The 25,218-nt window shown below is 67.6% G+C and carries 8 protein-coding genes; 3 read left to right on the plus strand and 5 right to left on the minus strand.

Annotated features, from left to right (window positions below; translation table 11 throughout):
• From ACHQ4I_RS39750 to ACHQ4I_RS39765, 4 genes are all read right to left on the minus strand, one after another.
• On the minus strand, positions 1 to 11,552 hold an 11,552-nt coding region (locus ACHQ4I_RS39750; RefSeq protein ID WP_420777061.1), incomplete at its 3' end, for an amino acid adenylation domain-containing protein.
• A gap of 95 nt (positions 11,553 to 11,647) precedes the next feature.
• Entirely contained in the window at positions 11,648 to 19,153 is a 7,506-nt protein-coding gene (locus ACHQ4I_RS39755; RefSeq protein ID WP_420777062.1) for an amino acid adenylation domain-containing protein, read from the minus strand.
• Positions 19,154 to 19,397: 244 nt separating this feature from the next.
• Positions 19,398 to 20,381 carry a DNA-binding response regulator gene (locus tag ACHQ4I_RS39760; RefSeq protein WP_420777063.1) on the minus strand — a complete coding sequence of 328 codons (984 nt, stop codon included), beginning with the start codon at positions 20,379 to 20,381 and terminating at the stop codon, positions 19,398 to 19,400.
• Positions 20,382 to 20,488: 107 nt separating this feature from the next.
• Complete coding sequence (locus ACHQ4I_RS39765) at positions 20,489 to 21,313, minus strand: M23 family metallopeptidase (RefSeq protein WP_420777064.1); 825 nt, start codon at positions 21,311 to 21,313, stop codon at positions 20,489 to 20,491.
• Positions 21,314 to 21,565: 252 nt separating this feature from the next.
• Between ACHQ4I_RS39765 and ACHQ4I_RS39770 the strand changes: the two genes are divergently transcribed.
• The 3 genes from ACHQ4I_RS39770 to ACHQ4I_RS39780 all read left to right on the plus strand — a co-directional run bounded on the left by ACHQ4I_RS39770 (position 21,566) and on the right by ACHQ4I_RS39780 (position 23,706).
• A complete protein-coding gene (locus tag ACHQ4I_RS39770; RefSeq protein WP_420777065.1) occupies positions 21,566 to 22,630 on the plus strand; it encodes a nitronate monooxygenase in 1,065 nt (354 codons plus the stop codon).
• Between the two features lie 60 nt (positions 22,631 to 22,690).
• On the plus strand, positions 22,691 to 23,083 hold the full coding sequence (locus ACHQ4I_RS39775) for an SCO5389 family protein (protein ID WP_420777066.1): 393 nt from the start codon (positions 22,691 to 22,693) through the stop codon (positions 23,081 to 23,083).
• A gap of 74 nt (positions 23,084 to 23,157) precedes the next feature.
• Positions 23,158 to 23,706, plus strand: coding sequence for an HD domain-containing protein (locus ACHQ4I_RS39780; RefSeq protein WP_420777067.1), 549 nt, complete (start codon positions 23,158 to 23,160; stop codon positions 23,704 to 23,706).
• Between the two features lie 15 nt (positions 23,707 to 23,721).
• Here the strand turns inward: ACHQ4I_RS39780 and ACHQ4I_RS39785 are convergent.
• The coding region (locus tag ACHQ4I_RS39785; RefSeq protein WP_420771118.1) for a long-chain fatty acid--CoA ligase at positions 23,722 to 25,218 on the minus strand (1,497 nt) is incomplete at its 5' end.

Genomic DNA, 25,218 nt, shown 5'->3' on the forward strand with positions numbered 1-25,218 from the left:
CCCCGCAGCTCCACCACACTCGGATCCGCGCCACCCCGCAGCTCAACCACACTCGGATCCACGCCACCCCGCAGCTCCACCACATTCAGATCCGCGCCACCCCGCAAGCCCACCACGCTCGGATCCGCGTCATCCTGGAAGCCCATCGCGACCTGGAACAGCGGGTGCCTGCCGGCTACCCGGACTGGGTCCAGCACCTCGACGAGTTGGTCGAACGGCACATCGACGTACTCGAACGCGGCGGCGTCGATCGGGGCGATCGCGGCGAGCAGTGCGTCGAAGGTCGCACCGGCGTCGTATTCGGTCCGCAGCACTACCGTGTTGGTACCAGCGGTTTTGCGAACCGTCGTGCCGATCGCGATATCGGTCGTGCCGGACAGCCGCGCCAACAGCACCGCGAATGCCGCGTGTGCCACCACAAATATCGAGGTTTTCCGCGTCTCGGCAAGCCGGCGCAGCCCGTGGTGCAGGTGCACGCCGATGTCCAGTCCGACCTGCGCGCCGATATTGGACGGCATGGTCGAGCGCGGCCGATCCATGGGCAGCGTCAACTCATCGGGCAGGCCCGCGAGCGCGGTGCGCCAGTACCGAACCTGAGTGAGCACGTCTGGGCCGACGCCATCGCGCACCGAGACGATCGAATGCTGTGGTGCGGCAACGAATTCGCCGAGCACGCTGCGCAGCCGGTGGGTGAGCGCCAGCGCCGCCGAATCGGCGACGGTATCGCCGCGATACAACATCTCCACCCGCAGTCCCGCGCCCAGTTCGGCCCGCACAGTGACCGGATAATGGGTGTAGTCGACCGAGCGCACTCCGGTGACCATCAGCCCATCGATGGCGCTGCCCGCCTGCCGCAGGCCCTCGGCGTCGATCGGGTACGACTCGTAGGCCACCAGCGAATCGAACAGCTCGTTCCCGCCCGCGACGCCTTGGACCTCGGCCAACCCGAGATAGTGATGCTCGAGCAGTGCGGCCTGTTCGGCCTGTAGATCGCTGAGCAGCCGCGAAACCGTTGTCGCCGAATCGAATCGGACCCGAACCGGGATGGTGTTCACGAAGAGGCCGACCATCGCGTCGACGCCGTCGAGTTGTGGTGGACGTCCCGATACGGTGACGCCGAAGACGACATCCTCGCGGTCGGTGAGACCGGCGATGACCACACCCCACGCCGCCTGCAGCACCGTATTGACGGTGACCTGGGCCGCGGCGGCGAACGCCGTCAGCGCCGCGGTCTCCGTGGCCGACAGCTCGAACGCGGATCTGCCGAAACCGTTGTCCGGCAAGGTGGGTCGCACCAGCGCGGGGGCGAGCAGCGTCGGTTCGACTCCTGCTAGCGCGCAATCCCATGCGCGCAGGGTGATCTCGCGGTCCTGGCGCGCCAGCCACGCCAGATAGTCGCGATAGGGGCGGACGGCGGGCAGCGAGGCATCGCTCCTGGTCGCGTAGCGGACCAGCAGGTCCTTCATCAGCAGCGGCATCGACCAGCCATCCAGGAGGATGTGATGTGCGGTGAGTACCAGGTGGGTGTCCCCGGATACGGTGCGGTACACCGTGAATCGCAGCAGCGGAGCGATGGCGGAGTCGAATCCGGTGCGCTGGTCGGCGACGAGCAGGTCGGGCAGCTCGGCGTCCGGCACCTCGGTGAGCACGCGCCACGGCACCCGCACGCCATCGGCGATCAGCTGCACCGGTTTACCATCGGCACCAATGGTGAAGGCGCTGCGCAGATTCGCGTGCCGGTCCAGCACCGCCTGGGCGGCACGGTGCAGGCGATCGAGATCGAAGTCGCCCGCGAGTCCGACGGATACCTGGATGACATAGGGGTCCACCGAGTCCGCCAGCATTTCCATCAGGAACAGCAGGCCGGTTTGCAGCGGCGACAAGGGCAGCACATCGGCCAGGCCCGGGTAGTCCGCGCGCCAGATGTCGAGTTCGGCCTGGGTGGTGCGGGTGAGCGGCACGTCCGACGGTGTCAGGCCACCGGCGCAGGGGTCCGATACGTGCCGAGCGACCGCGGTCAGCGCGGTCAGCCAGTCGTCGGCGAGTTCCCGCACCGCCGCCTCGCCGAGGATTTCGCTCGCGTACTGGAACACCACGTCCATGCGTGGTCCGAGTTCGGTATCGACGACGATCGCGTTGATATCGATCACGGCGTTCGCCGGCAGCGCGGGATCCTGGCCGCCGTCCAGCTCACCCAGCTCGCCGGACGGGAGCCAGGCCGGATCGGTCAGCCCCTCCGGCGCACCGCCTGTGCGGCCGAGATAATTGAAGCCGATCTGTCCCAGATCGCCGGCGAGCGCCTCGGCGGTCGCCGAATTCAGTTGGCGCAGTAGGCCGAAGCCGATGCCGCGATCCGGTACCGCGAGCAGTTGCTCCTTCACCGACCGCAGCACCGCCGCGGTCTGCTCGGCGACCCCGGTGAGATCGATCGCCACCGGATACACGCTGGTGAACCACCCGATGGTGCGCGTCAGATCCGCGCCGGGCACGGTGGCTTCCTCGCGACCGTGACCCTCCAGCCGCACCCTGGTGATGGGAGCGTCGATGCCGCGGCGCGCCCGCCATGAACGCACCGCCATGGCCAGCGCCGCGAGCAAACCGTCATTGACGCCGCCCCGGTAGAGCGCGGGCACGGTGGTCAGTACCGCGTCGGCGACCTCGACCGGCACCTCGACCGTCAGCTGTCGCACGGTCGCATTGGTATCGATGGCGGGATCGAGTGCGCGGCCGCCGAGCAAGGGATCCGGCGTGGCCAGCACATCGCGCCAGTAGTCGAGTTCGGCGACGCGCGACGGCGCGCCCGATGCCTCGACCAGGCCGTGCGCCCAGCGCCGGAAGGAGGTGCCGACCACGGGCAGCGCGACCGGCATCCCCGCGGCGCGCTGAGCCCACGCGGTGATGAGATCCGGGATCAGGATGCGCCACGACACCCCGTCGATCACATAGTGGTGCGCCGCGACGACGAGCAGATCGCGCGCGCCCGACCTGCGCAGCCAGGTGAACCCGACCATCCGGCCGGCCGCCGGATCCAGCGTCGCGAGCGCAGCGGCCATGGCGGCGTCGCCGATTCGGTTATCGGCATGCACCTCCGACACCAATGCCGAAGCGTCGAGAGTTCCCGATGCAGGCACCGCCACTCGCCACCCACCGTCGCTCTGCCACACCCGAGCGCGCAGCATGTCGTGGTGGTCGAGCACGGCGGTGAGCGTGGCGATCAGATCGGCGCGATCGATACCGTCCGGCAGTGCGAGCACCATGGTCTGGGCGAAGCGGCGGAATGAACCGGCTTCCAGGAATCCGGCGAGTACCGGGGTGAGCGGGAATTCGCCGACACCGCCGCCGGGTAGCTCGGCCAATACGGTTGGCGCGGGGGACGTGCCGAGGACCGCTACCCTAGCCAGCCCGGCGACGGTCTTCTGCTCGAATACATCGCGCGGGGTGAAGCCGATTCCGGCCGCTTTGGCCCGCGAGACCAGCTGGATCGAGACGATGCTGTCGCCGCCGATGGCGAAGAAGGAGTCGTCCGCACCGACCTGTTCCACGCCGAGGACTTGGGCGAAGAGTTCGGCGATCCGCGATTCCAGCGGGCCGGACGGTGCGCGCGACACCGCGGCGGTGAACTGCGGCTCGGGCAGGGCGTTGCGGTCGAGTTTGCCGTTGGAGGTCAACGGGATTGTGTCGAGGACGACGATCGCCGACGGAACCATATGCGACGGCAGCATGCGTGCCGCGAATTCCGTGAGCCGGTCGGGATCCACGATGGCCCCGAGTACGTACGACACCAGCACCGTTGCACCAGCGGCAGTTTCGCGGCCGATGGTGACCGCGAACTCGACGTCCTCGTGACCGCCGAGCACCGCGTCGATCTCACCGAGTTCGACGCGGAAGCCGCGGATCTTCACCTGGAAGTCACTGCGCCCCACATAATCTAGCTCGGTACCCGCGTACCAGCGGACCAGGTCACCGGTGCGGTACATCCGCGCGCCGGGTGCGCCCCACGGGTTGGCCACAAAGCGCTCCGCGGAAAGTCCGGCCCGATTCCGGTAACCGCGCGCCAGCGCACCGCCCGCCAGATACAGCTCACCCGTCACACCCGGAGGCACCGGATTCAGCCGTGCGTCGAGCACCAGGGCCGACATGCCGTGCACCGGCCTGCCGATCGTAATGTGCTGTCCCGCAGTCAATTCCGCATAGGAGGCGATGATGGTCGTCTCGGTCGGACCATAGCCGTTGTAGTACCTGCGGCCCGGCTGCCACTTGGCCAGCAACTCCGGCGTGGTGACATCGCCGCCGACGGAGAGCATTTCGAGATGGCCGAGATCCTTCGCATCCACCGTCGCGAGGACCGCCGGGGTGATGATCGCGTGCGTCACCTGCTCGGTGCGCAGCAGGTCGCCGAGTTCGTGCCCACCGATCACGTTCGACGCCGCGATGACCAGTGTCGCACCGGTCGAGAAGGCGCACAGCCATTCGAGCACCGACGGGTCGAAGCTGGGCGAGCAGATGTGCAGGAAGCGATGTTTCGACTCGATGCGGTACAGCTCTACCGCGTGATCGAGCAGTCCGCCGAGACCCGCGTGCGTGACGGTGACCCCCTTGGGCATACCCGTCGAGCCCGAGGTGTAGATGACGTAGGCCGGGTGGTTCAGCCGTAGCGGCGCGATTCGGTCGACGTCGGTGACGGGCGCGGCAGATCGCTTGGCGCACAACGCATTCGTTTCGGGATCATCGAGCGCGAGCCACTGCACGTCATCGGGAAGAGCAGTTAGGTATTCGGCGGCCGTGAGCCCAACGACCGCAGCGGAATCGGTCAGCAGGTACCGCACCCGATCCACCGGGTAATTCGGATCGATCGGCACATGCGCGCCACCAGCCTTAGCGACCGCCAACACCGCCGCGACCATCTCATACGACCGCGGTAAAGCCACCGCCACAAGGCTTTCCGGACCGACACCGCGCTCGATCAGCACCCTGGCCAAACGCGACGAATACTCATCGAGCTCGCGATAGGTGATCGAGCGGCCCTGATAGCGCACCGCGATCCGATCCGCGCCATAGCGCACGCCCCGCACCAGCAGATCCGGCAACAGCCCACCGGCCATCACACCGTCCGGGTGCACCCGGGTCAGGAACTCGACCTCGGATTCGGCGAGAATCGGCAGATCACCAACCGGCGCATCCGCGCTCGCGACGATCCCCGCCAACAGCCGCACGAACCGGTCCGCGAACACCCGCACCGTCGACTCGTCGAAAAGGTCACGCGCGTAGGAGAACGCGGCCACCAAGCCCGAACTCGACTCGCGAATCGCCAACGATAGATCGAATTTCTCGGTCGCGATATCGAAATCGACCGGTGCGACCCGCAATCCGGGCAGCTCGAAGGAATTCTCCGGCAGGTTCTCGAACGACAGCGCCACCTGGAACAACGGATGCCGCGCCGTCGACCGCTCTGGATCGAGCAGGTCCACCAAACGCTCGAAGGGTATATCCGCGTGCGCGAATGCCTGTAGGTCCACGTCTTTGACGTGCGCCAGCAGTTCGGCGAACGTGATTGCGCCCGGCACCTCGGTGCGCAGCACCAGCGTATTCACGAACATGCCGACGACGTCGTCGAGCTCGGATTCACCGCGCCCGGCGACCGGCGTACCGATGGCGATATCGTCGGTACCCGACAATCGCGCCAGCAAAACCGCGAGGGCGGCGTGCACCACCATGAACAGCGTCGCATTGTGCCGGCGGGCGACATCCGCCAGCGCCGCATGCAGCCGCGGATCGATCGCGATATCGCACCGGCCACCGGCGAATGAGCGGGTCGCGGGCCGAGTCCGATCCGATGGCAGGTTCAGCTCGTCCGGCAGCTCCGCCAGCGCCTTGCGCCAGTACGAAAGCTGCTGTCCGGCAGGGGAATCCGGATCGGATTCCGAGCCGAGTACGGTGCGTTGCCACAACGCGAAGTCGGCGTATTGCACCGGCAACGGCTTCCAGGCCGGAGCCGCCCCACCGCCGCGCGCGACATACGCGAGCATCAGGTCACGGGTCAGCGGACCCATCGACCACCCATCGGCGCTGATGTGATGTGCCACCAGCACGAGCACATATTCGCCCGCGCAACGCAGCAGTGCGGCACGCACCGGCACCTCGGCGGTCACATCGAAGCCCGCACCGACCAGCCCGGCGATCCGATCCCCCAGCTCACCTGCCGTGACATCTTCCGGAGTGAGGTCGGGAACCGCCTGCCCCACCGGCAGAATCACCTGATACGCGACGCCGTCGCGGGCCGGGTACATAGTGCGCAGCACCTCATGCCTGGCAACCACATCGGCGACGGCCAACCGCAGCGCGTCGACATCCAGCGCACCGGAGAGCCGCACCGCCACCGGCACGTTGTATGCCGAGGAGGCGGTATCGAACTGGTTCAGGAACCACATTCGCTGCTGTGCCAGCGATAACGGCACCCGCTCCGGCCGCGGACCAGCGGCCAATGGCTGCCGCCGACCTGATCCCGTCCGCTGCTCGACCCGGACCGCAAGCGCGGCGACGGTGGTCGCCTCGAACAACATCCGCACCGGCACCTGCGTATCCAGTGCCGCACCGAGACGCGCCGCCACCTGGGTGGCGATCAGCGAATTGCCGCCGAGCGCGAAGAAGTCGTCGTCGATCCCGACCCGATCCACCCCGAGCACATCGCCGAACACTCCGGCGACGATCTCTTCGATCGGCGTCGACGGCGCTCGGAAGGCCCGCGCCTCGAACTCCGGTGCGGGCAAGGCCTTTCGATCCAGCTTGCCGTTCACCGTGCGCGGGAGCGCGGCCAGGACCACGAATGCGCTGGGCACCATGTAGGACGGCAGCGAGTGGCTCAGCGCCGACTTCACCTGCGCCACATCGACATCGGCAGCCGAGGGCACCAGGTACGCGACCAGCCGATCTCCGGTCCGAGGATCGGCGTCGGCGATGACAGCGGCCTGCGCGATCTGCGGCAATGCGGTCAATGCCGCCTCGATCTCGCCGAGCTCGATCCGGAACCCGCGAATCTTCACCTGGAAGTCGGTGCGGCCGCGGTACTCCAACCCGCCGTCCGCATTCCACGCCACCAGGTCACCCGTGCGGTACATACGCGCACCGGACTCGAACGGGTTGGCCACGAACCGCTCCGCCGTCAGGCCGACCCGCCCGAAGTAGCCTCGCGCCAATTGCGCACCGGCCAAATACAACTCACCCGAAACACCCACCGGCACCGGCCGCAGACGCGAATCCAGCACGTAGACCCGGCTGTTCCACTCCGGCGCACCGATCGACACCGACACCACATCCGCATCGGTCACCCGATGACTGGTAATCGACACGGCCGCCTCGGTCGGCCCGTACAGGTTGAACAGTTCCTTCTGCGGATACGTAGCCCGGAACCGCTGCGCCACCCCCGGCGGCAGCGATTCACCGATCACCAGAACTCGCCGCAGCGTGAATGGCAACCGACCGGTCAGCAGCGCATCCAGCATCGACGGGACCACGTGCAGGGTGGTCACCGATTCCCGTGCCATCAGGTCGTTCAGATAGGCCGGATCGCGGTGCCCGTCCGGTGCGGCGAGCACCAATCGGCCGCCGCAGACCGCCGCCGACCAGAACTCCCACACCGACAGATCGAAGGTGGCTGCCGTCTTCAGCAGTACCGCATCGCCGGGACCGAGCCCGAATTCGCGGGTCTTCCAGAGCAATTGGTTGACGATCGCGGCATGCGATACCGCCACGCCCTTCGGGCGGCCGGTCGAACCCGACGTGAAGATCACATACGCCGTATTCGCCGCGCGCAGCGGCGCGATCCGATCACCGTCCCCGACCGGTGTCGCGGCCAACCGACCGAGGTCGAGCCGGTCCATTCGGACCACCGGCGCGATTTCGGTAGCGAAAGATGTTTCGGCATTGGTCAATACGCAGACCGGTGCCGCGGTGCCCAGAATGTAGTCGGTCCGCGCCGCCGCTTGGTCCGGATCCAGCGGCACGTACGCGGCACCGGACTTGGCCACCGCGTACATCGCCACAACCAGATCCACCGACCGCCGCAAAGCCAGCGCGATCCGCGACTCCGGAGCGACACCCATCGAAATCAGATGCCGCGCGAGACGATTCGCCCGCGCATCCAACTCGGCGTAGGTCACCGGCTCACCATCGGCGCCCATCAGCGCCAACGCTCCCGGTGTCGCGGCGACGGTCGCATCCAGCAACGAGACCAGGGTCGCCGTCGCGTCCACCATATGGTCGGTCGCGTTCCGGCTGGATACCAGCTCGGCCCGTTCCGTGGCGTCGAGCAATTCCAGGTCACCGACGACAGTGCGCGGCGCGGCGCTGATCTCGCCGAGCAGCCGCGCGAACCGCGCCACGAAACCCGCCACCGTCCCCTCGTCGAACAGATCGCGCGCAAAGGTGACCGCGCCCTGGATACCCGCGGGCCGACCGGCCTCGTCGTAGTGATCGCCGACGATCCAGTGCAGATCGAACTGCGATACCGCGGCGTCGAAGTCCACACCCGAGACGGTCAGTCCGGGAAGTTCCAGATGCGTCGCGGCCAGATTCTGGAACGACAATCCCACCTGGAACAGCGGATGCCGCGCGGTCGAGCGCACCGGGTTGAGCACCTCGACAAGTCGCTCGAACGGCACATCGGCATTCGCGAATGCGGCGAGATCGGTCTCACGTTGTCGTGCGAGCAGTTCGGTGAACGGCGCGGACTCGTCCACCCGCGTCCGGAACACCAGGGTGTTGACGAACATGCCGATCAGCCCGTCCAGCGCGGCCTCACCGCGACCGGCCATCGGCGTTCCGACGGCGATATCGTCGGTCCCCGACAACCGGGCGAGCAATACCGCCAATGCGGCGTGCACGACCATGAACAGCGTCGCACCTTCGGCACGCGCCAATTCGACCAGGGCCCGGTGCGTTTCGGCATCGATAGCTACCGCGACCTTGCCACCGGCGAAGGACTGCACCGCGGGCCGCGGCCGATCCGTCGGCAGCTCCAGTTGATCCGGCAGCTCCGCGAGCGCGTCACGCCAGTAGGCAATCTGCGCGGCCGCCAACGACTCCGGATCGTCCTCGCTACCCAATAGTTCGCGCTGCCAGATGCTGTAATCCGCGTACTGCACCGGCAATGGCTCCCAGCCCGGCTCGAAGCCCGCTGATCGAGCGGCATAGGCGGTCATCAGATCCCTGGTCAACGGACCCATCGAGGACCCGTCACCGGCGATATGGTGCACCACCAGGGCCAGCACGAATTCGGCTGGCGCATCGGCGTTCTCGACTTCGAAGAGCGTGGCCCGCAGCGGCACTTCGGCGGTCACATCGAAGGTTGTCGAAAGCAGTTCGCGCACTGAGGATTCGAGCCGCTCGGCCGCTACCGTCCGAACCATCAGCGCTGGTTCGGCGTCATGCCAGGGCAGGATCCGTTGCACCGGACCGGCTTCGGTCTGCGGATACACCGTCCGCAGCACCTCATGACGCGCGACGAGATCCCCGACCGCCGCCCGCAGCGCCGCCACATCGAGCGCACCGGTCAGCCGCACCGCGATCGGAAGGTTGTAGGCCGTCGACGCCGTATCGAACCGATTCAGGAACCACATCCGCTGCTGGGCCAGCGATAGCGGAAGGGACTCCGGTCCCGGGTCGGCGCGCAATGCCCTGCGGTCCCCGGTCCCCGCGTACTGCGCCACCGCGGCGGCGAGCCCGGCAACGGTCGGTGCCTCGAAAAGCAGACGCACCAGCACCCTGGCATCCAGCGCTTCCCCGAGGCGCGCCATCAACTGCGTGCCGATCAGCGAGTTGCCGCCGAGTTCGAAGAAGTCGTCATCCGCGCCGACCGGCGCATCCAGTGCCAGCAGCTCGGCGAAAAGCTCGGCGATCACCGGCTCCACCGCACCCGAGGGCGCGCGGAAGGTCTTGGTACCCAATCGAGGTGCGGGCAGCGCCCGCCGATCCAACTTGCCGGCCGGGGTCAGCGGAATCTCCTCGAGCTCCATGATGGCGCTCGGCACCATATGGGCGGGCAACTTCCGCGCGGCCAGCGCGGCCAATTCCGTCGTATCGACCGCCATGCCGTCGGCGGCGCGCACATAGGACACCAGAATCGTTGCGCCGCTGTCATGTTCGTGTCCGATGGTGACCACGAATCCGACACTGTCGTGCCCGGCCAGCACCGCATCGATCTCACCGAGTTCGATCCGGAACCCGCGGATCTTCACCTGGAAATCGTTGCGCCCCAGGTATTCCAGCTCCCGATCGGCCGTCCAGCGCACCAGATCGCCGGTGCGGTAGAGCCGGCCGCCGGGCGCGCCGAACGGATCGGCCACGAACCGGGCGGCGGTCGATCCCGGCTGGCCATGATAGCCGCGGGCCACCTGCGCACCGGAAATATACAGTTCGCCGACGACCCGGCCCGGTACCGGCGCAAGCTCCTCATCCAGCACATATTCGGTAATCCCGCGGATCGGCGCACCGATGGTCACCGGTTGTCCGGGTGCCATCGGTGCACTGATATTGGTCATGATCGTGGTCTCGGTGGGGCCATATCCATTGAAGAATTCCCGAGTCACGCCATTCGCGATCGGCACCGCCCAGCGCTGCACCAACTCCGGCGGACACGCCTCGCCGCCCGCGACCACCACGCGCAACTCGTCCAACCCCTCGGGCGGCAGTGCGGCGAGCGCCGCCGGGGTGATGAAGGCGTGGGTCACCCGCTCCCGGCGCAGTAGCGCGGCCAGTTCCGCGCCGCCGTACACCGTGGGCGCGGCGACCACCATCGTCGCGCCCCGGCTCAGCGCGAGCAGCAATTCCAGCACCGATGCGTCGAATGAGGGCGACGCGAAATGCAGTGTGCGCGAATCGGATGTCAGCCGATAGCGCTCGCGCTGCTCATCGCAGAAATTCGATAGACCGGCCTGGGTGACGACCACACCCTTGGGCGTGCCGGTCGATCCGGAGGTGTAGATGATGTAGGCCGGATGTTCGGCACGCAGTTGCCGCACCCGGTCCGCGTAGGTGACCGGCTCCGCCGAATACGCCGCGAGCCGCTGCCCGAACTCCGCGGTATCGATGGCCAGCCACTGCGGCCCGTCTGGAAGGTCTACCGATGCCAAGGTAAGGCCGAGTGTGGCACCGGAATCCGACAGCATGTGGGTTACGCGATCGGCCGGATAGTTCGGGTCGACCGGGACGAATCCGGCGCCGGCCTTCGCGATCGCCCACACGGCGACGACCGACTCGACCGACCGCGGAATACCGACTGCGACCAGATCCTCCGGACCCACGCCGCGGTCGATCAGCAAGCGCGCCAAGCGGGTCGACCGATCATCCAGTTCGGCGTAGCTCACCTGCGCCAATGTCGTCGACGCATCGGCGAAGACAACCGCGGCGCCGGCCGGATCGGCCTCAACGGCGGTGGTCATCAACTGCGGCAGGGTTTTGATCCGCGGGCGACGAGTCCGGTTGGGCCGCTCGCGATTCGGCCGCGTCACGCGCCGAACCCCTGCCACGCGTCGCGCGCGCACGCCACCAACACACATTCGAACAGGCCGACCATCAGGGAGCTACTTCCTCGGGTTTGTCGTTACATCACCACCCCCGCGCAAGATCACCACCCCCACGCGTTGTCGAACCCTCAGCGCCACCCCACCGACAGCAACTCATCGAGCAGAACAACCTCGGACGACCCGGGCAGCGAGACCCCGGCCGATGATCCTCGCTCGAGCACCACCGCCCGCAGATCCGCGAGCCGGGTCGTATCGATGGCATCCAGCGCGGCCCGATCGGCGATCAGATGCGTGACCCACTCTTCGGCGAGCGAGGCACCCAGATCGGTCTCGACACCCGGCACCACGATCAGACCGGCCCCGGTCGCGCCCGCGACCACCAGCTCGAGCAGCGCCGCCGCCGAATCGGACCGACCGTGCTGGAAGGTGCGTGATTCGAAGGTCAGCCCGGTGCGAATGCGCAACCGGTCCGCCGCGGTCGCCACCTCGTCATAGCTCATCCGCGTCCCGGTCGCCGCGACGACGAGAGCCGGATCGGATCCGCTCAGCACCCCGGTCCGATTCGCGTGGTTGACCGGTCGCGACGATTGCGCGGCAATGACGGCGCTGATCGCGGGATCGTCGAGCCGCAGCCATTCGATGCCGTCGCCGCCGATCGGATCGGCGCCGGTGGTCAACCCGATCCGCACCGCGACCCCGGCGGGCATCGACTCCTCGGCCGAGGCGAGCAGCACCAGCGCCGCGCCCGCCTTGAGCACCGCCCAGGCCGCCACCGCCCAGTCGGCACCGCGATCCAACCGGATCGCGACACCGGTGCCCGGCCCGCAGCCGTAGCCGATCAGTATCCTGGCCAGCTGTGCGGATCGGGCATCGAGCTCGCGATACGGCATTTCCCGCTCGCCCCATACCAGTGCCGGCGCGTCCGGATCGTCCTCCACCGCGGCGGTCAGCAGATGGGTCAGTTCGGTGCCGCCGGTGGATGCGTCGGCCTGCGCGGCGGTCGCGGTCGGCGCCTCGTACCGCTCGTCGGTGTCGAGAATATCGATGCCGCCGACGCGCGCCCCGGGATCGGCGACCACCGCGGCCAGAATGCGCTCCAGCATGCGCCCGAGCCCGCGCACCGTCGATTCCTCGAAAAGGTCGGTGGCATAGGTGAATACGATGACCAGCTCACCGGGCGCTCCGTCCGCGAGCTGACGCGGTTCGACGACCACCTGCAGATCGAATTTCACGACGATATCGCCCACGTCCAATGCCGCGACGGTCAACTCCGGCAGCTCCAGACCGGGCTGCTCCAGATTCTGGAACGCCAGCATCACTTGGCACAGCGGATGCTGCGACGCCGCGCTACGGCCGGGTGCGACCGCCTCGACCACCCGCTCGAACGGCAGGTCCGCATGTGCGAACGCGGCCAGATCCGTCGCACGCGTGTGTTCGACGAGCTCGTCGAATGCCATGGCGCGGTCGACCGCTGTGCGCAGTGTCAGTGTGTTGACGAACATGCCGACCAGATCATCCAGCGCCCGGTCACCGCGCCCGGCGATCGGCGTGCCGATCGCGATATCCGAACCGCCCGACAGCCGGGCGAGCAGTATCGCCAGTGCGGCGTGCACCACCATGAACAGCGAGGATCGGTGCTCGCGCGCGATATGGACCAGACCTTCGTGCACCTCGGCGGATACGGTCCAGCCGACCGACGCGCCACGACCCGACGGTCTCGGCGGGCGTTGGCGATCCAGCGGCAGCACCTGTGCGGTCGACAGTCCGCGAAGCTGGTCGCGCCAGTACGCCAATTGCATTGCGGCCACGGAGTTCTCATCGTCATCGGTACCGATGACCGCGCGCTGCCAGCGCGCGTAGTCCGCGTACTGCACCGCGAGCGGCGACCAACCCGGTGCGGTGCCGCCGACGCGGGCGAGATAGGCCGTCACCAGATCCCGTGCCAGCGGCGCGAGGGAGGCGCCGTCGGCCGAAATGTGGTGCACGACAACGACAAGTACGTGCTCGTCGGCCGCGACATCGGCCAGCAGCCGAGCCCGCACCGGCGCGTGTTCGGTGACGTCGAATCCGGCCGATGTCAGCTCGACGACCCGACCGCGTATATCCGCGGTGGTCTCCACCTGGAGTCCGCCGGGCAGCGCCTCCGCGACGGGCAATATCTCCTGGTATGCCTGCCCGCCGGTGCCCGCCGTCGGGTACCGGGTGCGCAGCGCTTCGTGCCGCATGAGCACGTCCTCGACGGCCCTGCGCAGCGCCGCGACATCGAGCTTCCCGGCCATCCGGATCGCGAACGGCAGGTTGTACGCCGGGGATTCCGGGGCGATCCGGTTGAGCACCCACATCCGTTGCTGGGCAAGGGAAAGCGGCGCCCACGCCCGTCGTTCGGCCCGGGTCAGCGGCAGTCGTGCGCGCGCGTCACGGCCGGTGCCGGGTACGATCCCGGCCGCCAGCGCGGCGACGGTCGAGGTCTCGAACAGATCGCGCACCGCGACATTCGTATCGAGAGCATCGTTTATCCGCGCGACGACTCGCGTGGCCGACAGCGAATTACCACCGAGCGCGAAATAGTCGTCGTCGAGACCGACCCGCTCGACACCGAGCACCGCGGCGAAAACGGTCGCGACGATCTCTTGCACGGGTGTGATCGGAGCGCGGAACTCGCGCGCGGTGAAGGTCGGAGCGGGCAGCGCCTTGCGATTGAGCTTGCCGCTGGTGTTCAACGGGAAGGAGTCCAGCGCCACGACGGCGGCCGGGATCATATACGCCGGAAGGGTCTCCGCGACCGCGGCCAAAAGTTCGACCTGATCAATCCGGTGACCAGGCGTGGGCACGGCGTACGCCACCAACTGGTCACCCAACACCACCGCCACGGCCTGGCTCACCGAAGGCTCAGCGAGCAACGCGGTTTCGATCTCACCGAGCTCGATACGCTGGCCACGGAACTTGACCTGGAAATCGGTACGGCCGATGTAGTCGAGTACACCGCCCGCCTCGCTCTCGCGCCAGACGACCAAGTCGCCGGTGCGATACATGCGTGCGCCGTCACCGAAGGGGTTGGCCACGAACCGATCCGAGGTCAGATCCGGTCGGCGCACATAGCCGCGCGCCAACTGATCACCGGCCAGATACAACTCACCAGCGACACCGACTGGCACCGGACGCAACCGCGAATCCAGCACGTAGACCCGAGAGTTCCACTGCGGCAGTCCGATCGGCACGGTGGTCCGGTCGCCCGCCTCCGCCCGCCAGGCCGTCACCGATACCGCCGCCTCGGTCGGCCCGTACAGGTTGTGCACGGCCGCATCCGATACCGCGTGCAATGTGGTCACCGTCTCCGGCGGCAACGCCTCGCCGATCACGAAGACATCCCGCAGCGTCGGGCAGGAACCGGGCGTCAGGTGTGCGGCGAATACGGTCAGCATCGACGGCACGAAGTCGGTGACGGTAACGCCTTGCGCGGCAATCGTTTCCGCGAGGTACGCCGGGTCGCGGTGACCGTCGGGCGTGGCCACAACCAGCTCGGCACCGGCCCGCAGCGGCATGAAGTACCCCCACAGGGATACGTCGAATGTGGTGGCGGTCTTCTGCAGATACACGTCATCGGGACCGAGCGGATAGTGCGCGAGCATCCATTCGATCTGGTTGTTGATGGCGGCGTGAGTGACCGCGACGCCTTTCGGGCGGCCGGTAGAGCCCGAGGTGAAGATCACGTAGGCGGGGTTGTCCTGCGATACCGGTCGCAGCAGTTCATCCGCTGCTACCGGTGTAGCCGAGAATCCCGTCAGCTCAACGGCATCCAAGTACACGACCGGCATATTGTCCGCGACTCCAACAACATCCGATGTCGTCAGCACACAGACGGGCGCGGCAATGTCCAGGATGTGCGCGATCCGCTCCCGCGGATGATCCGGATCCAACGGCACATACGCACCACCGGCCGTGACAATCGCGTACATGCCGACCACCAGATCGAGCGAACGCCGAACCGCAAGTCCCACCAGCGATTCCGCTCCGACGCCGCGCTGGATCAGCAGCCGCGCGAGCCGGTTGACCCGCTCGTCGAATTCGCGATAGGTGAGCTCGGACCCCTCGTACGCCACGGCGACCGCATCCGGATACGCCAGCGCGGCACGCCGATAGCCGTCGAGCAGCAGTTCCGGAGCAACCGGGTGAGCGGTGTCGTTCCAGTCCCGCAGGATCCGCTGCCGCTCCGCTGGCGCCAGCAACTCGATCTCCCCCACCACCCGATGCGAATCGTCGGCCACCGTGGCGAGCACGCGACTCAGGCGCTGCGCGAAGCCCGCCACCGTCGTCTCGTCGAAAAGATCGGTGGCATAGGTGAACGACGCGGCCAGACCGTTCGCCGCGCCATTGTCATCGCGCGGCACGACGGTCAGCTCGAGATCGAACTTCGCCTGCACGACACCGAGATCGATGCCCGATACGGCCAACCCGGGCAGCTCCAGCTCCGGCTGTTCCATGTTCTGGAAGGTCAGCATCACCTGGAACAGCGGATGCCGTGCCATCGACCGCGCCGGATCGAGGAGTTCGACCAATCGCTCGAATGGCACGTCGGCATGTCCGAAGGCGGCGATATCGGCGCGACGGAAGGCACGCAGCAGCTCGTCGAACGATAAGTCGGGATCGACCTCGCCGCGCAGCACCAGCGTATTGACGAACATCCCGATCACATTGTCGAGCGCGGACTCCCCACGACCGGCAACAGGGGTGCCGATGGCGATATCGGTAGTTCCGGCCAGTCTCGACAGCAGTACCGCAAGCGCGGCGTGCACCACCATGAACAGCGTCGAATTATGGCTGCGCGCAAGCCGTTCGAGCGCCGCATGCACCTCGGCATCGATCTCGAAGGCGACGACCGCGCCACGACTGGACAGCACCGCGGGTCGCGGCCGATCGGTGGGCAGCGCCAATTGCTCTGGCAGTCCGGCCAATTCGGTGCGCCAGAAGGCAATCTGTTGGGCCAGCAGCGATTCCGGATCGTCCTGCGCGCCCAGCACCGCCCGCTGCCAGATCGCGTAATCGGCGTACTGCACCTCGAGCGGCTGCCACCTGACCGAATCGGGCCGGGAGGAGGTCGTCGCGGCGGCACCCGACCATGCCTCCAACGGCCGCACATCGCCCACCGGAGTCATCGCGGCAGAGCCCGACCAACCCTCCAGCGACCGCGCACCGCCCACCGGAGTCATCGCGGCAGAGCCCGACCAACCCTCCAGCGACCGCGCACCGCCCACCGGAGTCATCGCGGCAGAGCCCGACCAACCCTCCAGCGACCGCGCACCGCCCACCGGAATCGAATAGGCGAACATCAGATCACGGGCCAGCGGTCCCATGGAGAATCCGTCGGCCGCGATGTGGTGCACCACGCACACCAGCACCTGCTCGGATTCGCCGAGCCGTACCAGTCGCAGGCGGATCGGTGGCGCGGCGGCGACATCGAAACCGGCGACGGCCGCGGCGGCGACGAGTTCGGGCAGGTCCGCCGCGGTCGCGGAGACGATCTCGAGTTCCGGTACCGCGCGGGCGTCGTCGATGGGCAACACGACCTGTGTGCCCTCGCCATCGATCTCCGGGTACACCGTCCGCAGCACCTCGTGCCGCAGCACCAGATCGTGCGCCGCGGCCCGCAAGGCCTCGATGTCGAGCGCACCGGACAACCGCACCGCGAGCGGAATGTTATTGACACCGCTATCCGGATCGAATCGGTTCAGGAACCACATCCGCTGCTGCGCATAGGACAACGGAATCCGCTCCGGCCGCGGCTGCGCACCCAGGACATGCCCGGCCGACGCGCCGATATGCGCCGATACGCGCTGAGCGAGTTGGGCGACGCCGGGTGCCTCGAAGACCAACTGCACCGGCACCCGAGCCCCCAACGCGGTTCCGATCCGCGCGGCGGCCTGCGCGGCCAGCAGCGAGTTGCCGCCGAGCGCGAAGAAGTCGTCGTCGACACCGACTTGCGCACCGTCGGCGAGCAGCAGCGTCGCGAACACCTCCGCGACGACCTGCTCCTCCCGGGTGGACGGTGCGCGGAACTCGCGCGCCTGGAAAACCGGATCCGGCAGTGCGGCCCGATCCAGCTTGCCCACTGGCGTCAACGGAATCTCGTCGAGCACCACAATCGCCGCGGGCACCATGTACCCGGGCAGCGACCGCTCGAGCACGGCCGCGAGATCGGCGGTAGCCACGACGGCCCCGGCGCGCGGCAGCACATAGGACACCAGCGCGGTCACACCGGAGGGCAAGGTCCGGCCTAGGGTGGCCGCGAAGTCGACATCCGGATGCGCGGTCAGGGCGTTATCGATCTCGCCGAGCTCGATACGCAGACCGCGGATCTTCACCTGGAAATCGGAGCGGCCCAGGTACTCCAGAACGCCGCTGTCGGTTCGCCGCACCAGATCTCCGGTCCGATACAAACGCGCGCCCGGACTATCGGCTTCCGCACCGTACGGGCTGGCCACGAACCTTTCCGCGGTCAGCCCCGGACGTCCGAGATACCCCTGCGCGAGCGCGGGCCCGGCCAGGTAGAGCTCGCCGACGACCCCCGAGGGCACCGGACGCAGTCGGGAATCCAGCACGAAAGCGCCGACGCCCGCGACGGTGCCGCCGAGCGTCACCGTCTCGCCGGGCAACATCTGCCCAGTGGTGACCATGACCGTGACTTCGGTAGGTCCATACGCATTGAAGACGGCACGGCCATCGCGAGCCCAACGGTCGACGAGTTCGGCGCCCAGCTTGTCGCCACCGGCGACCACGACCCGCAGCTCGTCCAACCCGGTCGGATCGACCGATTCCAGCGCACCCGGCGTGATCAGCAAATGCGTGACCCGCTCCCGGCGCAGCAGATCCGCGAGCTCGACACCGCCGAATACCGTCGGCGGCGCGATCACCAGCGTCGCCCCCGCCGAGAAGGTGAACAGCAGTTCCATCAGCGAGAAGTCGAAACTCGGCGAGCTCAGATGGGTGACCCGCGAAGTACCGGTCAGCCCGTACCGCTGCCCGACCGCGGCCAACCCGGCCAACCCGGCGTGCGTCACCACGACGCCCTTCGGCCGACCGGTGGATCCCGAGGTGTAGATGACATAGGCCGGATGCCGTTCATCCAGGCGGCGAACCCGATCTGCATAGCAGATCGGCCGTTCGGGCCGGGCGGCGATCCGCGCGGCCACCACCGGATCGTCCAGTTCGATCCAGTCGACCGCATCGCCGAGCGCGGCACGATGCGCCGAGGTGGTCAGGCCGAGCACGGCGCGGGAATCCGACACCATATGCGCGATCCGCTCCGCGGGATAGGCCGGATCGACCGGAACGTAGGCCGCGCCCGTCTTCGCTATCGCCCACACCGCGAGGACGGATTCGACCGAGCGGGCCAGCGCGGTGGCGACAATGTCGCCGGGCCCGATGCCGCGCGCTATCAGCTCCCTGGCCAGTCGCGAGGATGCCTCGTCGAATTCGCGATAGGTCAGCTCGCGCTGTTCGGCCTGATCACCGGTCGGATTGAAACGGATGGCCACCGCATCGGCGGCCTCTACGGCGGCCGTGAGCAGCTGCCCGAAAAGTGGGGCGCTCGCGCGGCGTCGACGGCTGGTCCGAACAGATTGACGCGCCCTATCCATTCAAAACCATTCGCCTTTCACATTAAAAACATCGCGGTGCCGAGCTGTCGGACGCGGAATACCGCTGCCGCGCTCGCCGCCGCGCAATGCAATCGGGACATCGTAGAGAGCTAACTTTCCGCGAATTACGGAGGGTGTCCTGTTACCTCCGAACCCTTTGAGACACAAGCCCTCAAACGTCCCGGGTCACTGATAGTTCAGCATTCGTCCCGTGATGTCCACTCGAGGGGTTCAGTTACCCGGCTCACAACCACCCGCGCCTGGTCGCCTGCACACCGGCCTGGAACCGGGTGCTCGCGCCGAGACGCTCCAGCAGCCGCGCTGTGCGCCGGACCACAGTTCGGCGGGACATGCCGAGCCTGCGGGCGATGGTGTCGTCGGTCGCGCCCAAACCCATCAGGGTCAGGATCGCCTTATCCCGCTCGTCGAGCTCGTCCGCCGCCGGATTCACCGATATCGGTGCGGCCAGCGACCACAGCACGTCGAACGTCTTCACCAGCAGCCGCAGTCCCGGCGATCCGGTGATGCGCAGCCCCATCGGATCCGGCCGCCGTTCGTCGGCGTGCAGCACCAGGCTGGCCCGTTCGTCATCGCTGATGATCAGCTTGAACGGCGGCTCGGGCAGCGTACGCGCCTGGGCGCCACTGGCATTGGTGGACAGCGCGTGCCGCAAACGCTCGGCATCCTGGTAGATGGTGTCCTGGTAGAGCGTCTGATAGCGGATGCCGTCGCCGATCCGAGAGCGCTTGAGCAGGAACAACTGTCGCTCGCGCTCCGGTTCGCTGAGGTAGGGGCCGCGCTCGATCACCTTGACACTGCTGCGGGCCGAGGTCTGCACCTCTTCGAAATCGGCCAGCATCTCCAGGCGTTCGAAGACCGGGACGATCGCGCCATTGGTGCGCGGTGAGCGCCGCACCGATCGGAAGGTCTCGCTGAGTCGCGCTGCCGCGGCGTGCATCTGGTTGATCTCGTGCTGCCTGCGCCGCGCCTCGGCCTCCGACAGCGATTCCGGCGCATGCGCGTCCCAGATCGCCTCGCCGTCGGCGGACAGCTGGCCGACCGCGGCCTGTAGGCCGGTCAGCACCTCCAGCGATGCGGCGGCAACCTCCGTCGAGACGCCGAGATAGCCGGCGATCTCGGCCAGAGTCGATCGCGGATGATGCACCAGCACGGCGTAGGTGCGCCCATGGGGTGATCCAGGCTCGAAGATGTCGCCGAGGGCAGTCACGACTGCGCCTCGCCGGCGCTGCGATCGCTCACGCGCCCGAGCCTAACGACCGTACGTTCGCCGTGGGGGCCTTGTGTACGTCGGAATATCAAGCCGGGCAAGAAAAATCAGTGCGCCGACGGGCCCCACTGCAGCGGGACACCCTTCGCGGCCAGATACGGCATCGGATCGACCTTATTGCCGCCCTGGTCCCAGATCTCCAGGTGCAGATGCGGGCCGGTCGAATTGCCGCGGTTGCCGACGGTGGCGATGACGTCGCCCGCGTTCACCCGCTGACCCGCGTGCACGAACATCTCGTTCACGTGGCCGTAGACCGCGATGGTGCCGTCGTCCTGCTGGACCCGCACCCACAGGCCGAAGCCGGAGGCCGGGCCCGCCTCGATGACCGTGCCGTTGCTGACCGAGTGGATGGGAGCGCCGAGCTGGTCGGCGAAGTCGAGGCCGTAGTGGAATTCGCCCCAGCGAGAACCGAATCCGGAGCTGATCTCACCGGCGACCGGGCGCACCGCGGGGGCCGGGGCGATCTGCTGCTGCGCGCCCTTGAGGATCTCCTCGACCTGGGCCAGCGGGCCCGCGATCTCCGGCGGCAGACCGCCGATACCGAACGGGTTGGCGACCGCAGCCGCGACCGGCGCGGCCACCGGGGTGGCGGCGGCCTGTGCGACGTCGGCGACCGGAGCCGCGGCCTTGACCTCTTCGACGGGGAGCTCGGCAGTGCCCTTGAACGTAATCGGCGCGGCGACTTCCTCGTCCGCGTCGTGCGCACCCGGCAGCAGCGGGGCGGCAATGGCCGGAGCGACCTGGGCGGCGGTGCCGATGAGGGCGCCGGCGGCGACCGCGACACCGGCCGCGACCTTCACCCGGTCGGTGGCCGACGGCTCGGCGCGATGCCGTGTCGGCCGACCCGCAACGCCTTCACCGATCAGGCTCATGACGGTTATAGAACTGGGGCCTACCCGATGCTGCGACAAAGCTGGTCCTTGCGCTCGACCTACAGTGGCTCAACGGCTTCCGAGTCGGTGCCGGCCGCTCTGTAACGATCCGCCGGTTCCGAACTATGTAACGTTTCGGTGTCCGTTGTGATGGGAACTCTACCCCGTCGTGACCATTCCGCAACCTTCTGCGCCGAAGTTCCAGGTCAAGGCCAGATCAGACGGCCACGCCGGTGTCACGGAGCCGTGACCATGGGCCAGACTGTGCAGGTGATCCTCGACGACTTGAGCGTTCCGATCGTGCTGGCGCCGATGGCGGGCGGACCCTCCACTCCCGAGTTGACCGCGGCGGTTTCCGCGGCGGGCGGACTGGGACTGCTGGCCGCCGGATATCTGACCGCGACCGATACCGCGGCAAGACTCGCGCAGACGCGCGAACTCACCACCGCGCCGTTCGGGGTGAACCTCTTCACCCCGGGGGCCGCCGCACGACCCGAGGACTTCGCCGACTATCTGGCCGAGTTGGGTCGCACGCACGAGGTCGGCACCGCGAAGTACGACACCGACGACTGGGACGCGAAGCTGGATCTGCTCGTCGACGCGCCGGTCGCGGTGGTCACGTTCACCTTCGGCTGTCCCACCGCCGCGGAGGTCACCCGGTTGCACGCGGCCGGTTCGGAGGTGTGGGTAACGGTCACCTCGGCCGCCGAGGGCCGCATCGCGGTCGAGGCGGGCGCCGATGTGCTCATCGCACAGGGCGCGGAGGCGGGCGGACATCGCGCCACCTTCGTCGATCGCGTCGCCGATGACGCCACCGATCCGCTGGGACTGCTCGCCCTGCTGCAACTGCTCAACGCCGCCGTCGACCGGCCGATCGTGGCCACCGGCGGCATCACCACGGGCGCGGGCATCGCGGCGGCACTTGCGGCGGGCGCGGCGGCCGTCCAGCTCGGCACCGTATTCCTGCGCTGTCCGGAGGCGGGCACCAATCCGGTGCACCGCGCCGCGCTGAGCACCGACACCCCGACCATGCTGACCCGCGCCTTCACCGGCCGCCGGGCCCGCGGCCTGCGCAATCGATTCATGGACGAGTACTCGGCGCTCGCACCCGCCGCCTACCCGGAAATCCATTACGCCACAGCGCCACTGCGGGCCGCCGCCCGATCGGCGGGCAATCCGGACGAGGTGAACCTGTGGGCCGGCCAGACCCACACGCTGGCACCGGAGCTACCGGCCGGTGAACTGCTCCGCAAGTTGGCCGCAGATGCGAAAACCGCGCTGACCACAGCACTTTCGGGACGAATCCAGTCTTGTTGACAACAGTTTCCGTTTAGAATCGAGGAGCATCGCAACAGCCATCCACGTCAGGAGAGCGCTATGTCCCTCGATGTTCCCACCGCCCTACTCGAACGCGCCCAACGCGGCGAGGTCGACGACGCCGACTTCGTCGAGGTTGTGCGGGTCTCGCTCCCGTACGCCTGGGAGGTAGTCAGCCGGGTGGCCGGTGAGCTGCATTCCGGCACAGCCGAATTCGCCGACAACGTCGTTCCGCCGCCGGACGAGGTAGCCCGTGGACAACTGCTGCGCGCCATGGCCTCCGACGCCATCCGCGCCGGCCTGGAACGCCACTTCAACGTAAAACTCGCCTTCCAGAACTGCCACCGAGTAGCAGCCTTCCCACTCGCCGCCGTCGGCGGCGAAACCTACACCACCTTCATCGGAACCCGCGCCCAACTCCTCAACCAGAGCCCGGAGCTGCGCAACTGCTGATCATCACCGCAAAACCCCGGCGCGGCACGGACTTTCCCGGCCGCGCCGGGGTGTAGCGCGTAGTGTGGGCGCGCATGAGCGGCAACGATCTTCGGGACGAGATCGACCGGCGGCTGAATCCATGGCTGCCGCAACTCGGTTCGGATCGCGTGGCCTATACCAATCATGTGCTGCGCGTGCTGGAGCTGTGCAATCTGCTCGCCGGTGGTTCGGGATCGCCGCCGAGTACGCGCGAGGAGTATCTGACGGCCGCGGCCTTTCACGACCTGGGCATCTGGACGGCGGGCACTTTCGACTACCTGGCGCCTTCCGCCGGTCTCGCGCTGCAGTGGCTCGATCAGATCGACCGATCCGAGCTGGCCGAGCTGGTCGTCGCAATGATCCACCAGCACCACAAGATTCGACCCGCGGGTGACGCTGGCGACCCGATCGAGATCTTCCGCCGAGCCGATGCGATCGACGTCGAATACGGCCTGCTCGGACGCTTCGGAATAGCTCGCTCCACCTACCGCGAACTGGCTGAGCGGTACCCCGACAAAGGCTTCCACCGCCGATTGGTACAGCTGGCCGCCAAGCGAATCCGAACCAACCCCGCGTCGCCACTGCCGATGTTGAAGTGGTGACGCGGGGCCGTTCGGTCAGGACAGCGTGGTGATGGTGAGGTCGCCGTCGGCGTACTGTGCGCGTAGGCGCTTTTTGTCGAATTTGCCGACGCTGGTTTTGGGGACCTCGGCGATGAAGGTCCATCGTTCCGGCAGTTGCCATTTGGCGAATTTGTCGGCGAGGAACTCGCGTAGTTCTTCGGGTTTGGTTTCGGCGCCCTCGGTGAGCACGATGGCGACGAGGGGGCGTTCGTCCCACTTCTCGTCGGGCACACCGATGACCGCGGCCTCGGCGACGGCGGGATGGCCCATGACCGCGTTCTCCAGATCGACCGAGGAGATCCATTCGCCGCCGGACTTGATGACGTCCTTGGAGCGGTCGACCAGGGTGAGGTAGCCGCTGGGGCTGATCTTGCCGACGTCGCCGGTGCGTAACCAGCCGTTGTCGAATTTGTCGGGGTCGATCTGCGCGCCGTCCGGGGAGTAGTAGGAGCCGGTGATCCAGGGACCGCGAACTTCCAACTCGCCCAGGGACTGTCCGTCATTGGGCACCACGGCGCCGTCGTCGCCGACCAGACGCGCCTGCACGCTGGCGGGGAAGCGGCCCTGGGTGAAGCGGTAGTCCCACTCGTCCTCACCGCTCACGCCGGCGGGCGGGTGGGCGACGCTGCCGAGCGGGGAGGTCTCGGTCATGCCCCAGGCGTGCAGGATCCGCACGCCGTGTTTTTCCTGGAAGGTGCGCATCATCGACGGCGGCACCGCCGAACCACCGACGACCACCGAACGCAGGTGGGAGATGTCCTGCGGTTTCGCGGCCAGTCCGGCCAGCACACCGCCCCAGATGGTCGGCACCGCCGCGGCGAAGGTCGGCTTCTGGGCAGCCATCATCTCCAGCAGCGGGCCGGGCTGCAGGAAGCGGTCGGGCATCAGGACATTCGCGCCCGACATCAACGCGGCATAGGGCAGGCCCCAAGCGTTGGCGTGGAACAGCGGCACGATCGCGAGCACATAGTCGGCCTCGCTGAAACCCATGCTGCCCGGCGAGATCACCTGCATGGCGTGCAGCCAGTTCGAGCGATGCGAATACACCACACCCTTGGGGTCACCGGTGGTACCGGAGGTGTAACACATTGCGGCGGCGGATCGTTCGTCGATCACCGGGTAGTCGTAGGTGTCGGGCTGGGTGGCGAGCAGTTCGGTGTAGGAGTGCACCTGCACACCCTCAGGGGCCGCCAGCGCGGCGGCGTCACCGTTGGCCACGATGACGTGGCGGACGGTCTTCAGGTTGGGCAGATACTGGGCGAACATCGGCACCAGCGTGCCATCGACGATCACCACCTGGTCCTGGGCATGGTTGGCCACAAAGACCAGTTGCTCAGGGAAAAGCCGAATGTTGAGCGCGTGCAGCACCGCACCCATCGCGGGCACCGCGATATAGGCGACCATATGCTCGTTGTTGTTCCACATGAAGGTGCCGACCCGATCACCGACACCAATCCCCAACCCGCGCAACGCATTCGCCAGTCGCGCCGA

The organism is Nocardia nepalensis (assembly GCF_048910785.1).
GTDB classification, from domain to species: Bacteria; Actinomycetota; Actinomycetes; order Mycobacteriales; family Mycobacteriaceae; genus Nocardia; species Nocardia nepalensis.

Bases quoted from the DNA above. Each gene is read 5' to 3' on its own strand.
- ACHQ4I_RS39755 (WP_420777062.1), bottom strand. From the start codon at position 19,153: ATGGATAGGGCGCGTCAATCTGTTCGGACCAGCCGTCGACGCCGCGCG.
- ACHQ4I_RS39765 (WP_420777064.1), bottom strand. From the start codon at position 21,313: ATGAGCCTGATCGGTGAAGGCGTTGCGGGTCGGCCGACACGGCATCGC.
- ACHQ4I_RS39770 (WP_420777065.1), top strand. From the start codon at position 21,566: ATGGGCCAGACTGTGCAGGTGATCCTCGACGACTTGAGCGTTCCGATC.
- ACHQ4I_RS39775 (WP_420777066.1), top strand. From the start codon at position 22,691: ATGTCCCTCGATGTTCCCACCGCCCTACTCGAACGCGCCCAACGCGGC.
- ACHQ4I_RS39780 (WP_420777067.1), top strand. From the start codon at position 23,158: ATGAGCGGCAACGATCTTCGGGACGAGATCGACCGGCGGCTGAATCCA.